The sequence below is a fragment of the Bowmanella yangjiangensis genome (assembly GCF_017255015.1).
GTDB lineage: Bacteria > Pseudomonadota > Gammaproteobacteria > Enterobacterales > Alteromonadaceae > Bowmanella > Bowmanella yangjiangensis.
The window spans coordinates 1-1,388 of sequence record NZ_JAFKCS010000217.1; the positions used below are offsets into that span (position 1 = coordinate 1).

The 1,388-nt window shown below is 64.3% G+C and carries 1 protein-coding gene; it reads right to left on the reverse strand.

Going from position 1 to position 1,388, the window contains the following annotated elements:
- Positions 1-29: 29 nt before the first annotated feature.
- The gene (locus J0A65_RS23455; protein ID WP_206596699.1) at positions 30-1,064 is read right to left on the reverse strand and encodes a sensor domain-containing diguanylate cyclase; all 1,035 of its coding nucleotides are present in this window, start codon (positions 1,062-1,064) and stop codon (positions 30-32) included.
- Positions 1,065-1,388: the final 324 nt, after the last annotated feature.

Below are 1,388 nucleotides of genomic sequence, written 5' to 3' on the forward strand. Positions count from 1 at the left end.
GGCTGCAGGAGTCGCTCGGTGCGCCGCGCCTATGAGCGCTGACGCTTGCGTTGCTGCTTGACGCGATACATCTCGCCATCCGCCAGGATGATGGCTTCCTCGGCGCTGGTTTCGGCGGGCATCACGGCAGCCACCCCGACGCTTGCGCCCTGATAGTCGAGGGCTTCCACGCCATCGCCCAACGGGTAGCGCCCGATCGTCGCGCGACTCAGGCGCTCCTGCATCAGGCTGGCGGCGGTACTCAGCTCCTGGTCCAGGGCCGCGCTTTCCGGCGATGCGCCCTGGGCGATGACGATGAACTCGTCACCGCCAACGCGGCCAACGCTGTCACTGTTGCGCAGGCTGCGCTTCAGCTGGTTGGCCACGCCCCGGAGAAAGTGGTCGCCGGCCTGGTGGCCATAGACGTCATTGATGAGCTTGAACCCGTCCAGATCGATGACCCCGATCAGCACGTACCTGTTATCCCGCTGCGCCAGGGCATACAGATGCTCCAGGTCGCGCAGGATGGCGCGCCGATTGGCGAGGCCGGTGAGAGGATCGGTCAGGGCAAGCGTGGCCAGCTCGGCGTTGGCGGCCTGGAGTTGCTCGACCAGCAGCTCGCGCTCCAGAAAGTAGCCCAGCAGCGTCGACAGCAAGCGCAGCACCGGTTCGACCTTGGGCGAACAGGCGACCTGCTGCGAACTTGCCGCGCAGACCGTACCCAGCACATGGCCGGCCTGGGAACGGATGGGCGCACTCAGGTAGGTCTTGATTCCCAGCGCCTGGGCGGCGTCGGAATCACCCCAGCACTCTGAAACGTTGTCCGAGTAGGGGCGGTTCTCCTCCAAAGCCCGCTTGCACAGGGTGTCAGCCCAGGGCACCACGAGCCCTTCGGGGATGACCATCGGCCCCGTGTTGCGGGCGATCTCGACCCGCTGAAAGCCTTGTTCAAGGTTGATGGTCGTCAGGTAGGTCGACTCCATACCCGTGAGCTGGCCGAGCAGCGCCAGCAGAGGGCGAGCCAACTGTTCCAGGGAGCGGGCCTGGGGAACGGTTTCCGACAGGAGGGATAGGATCTGGTCCATCTGGACGTACCAATAGCGAGGCCACAGAACCGTTGTCGATCAGGAAAGAGCTGCCCGAATGAAGCGCGTTTCCCTAGATGCCGACGATCACTGCTGACAGCCCACCGCTGCTGAGCCATTCCCTTAAGGTGGCATCACTCTAAGAATAGAGGGTCTTTGCCCAAGTCGCGTTTTTTTCAGAACACTCGGCGGAGCTTCAGGGCTGCGGACCGGCGCCGAGCCCCGAAACGCGACTGACTAGCCCCGGCTCAACCCGGTCAAGCGGGACGACAGCGCCTGCATGGCACTACTGACCTCATCCAGCGCCTGGGCATCGCGAGCGTT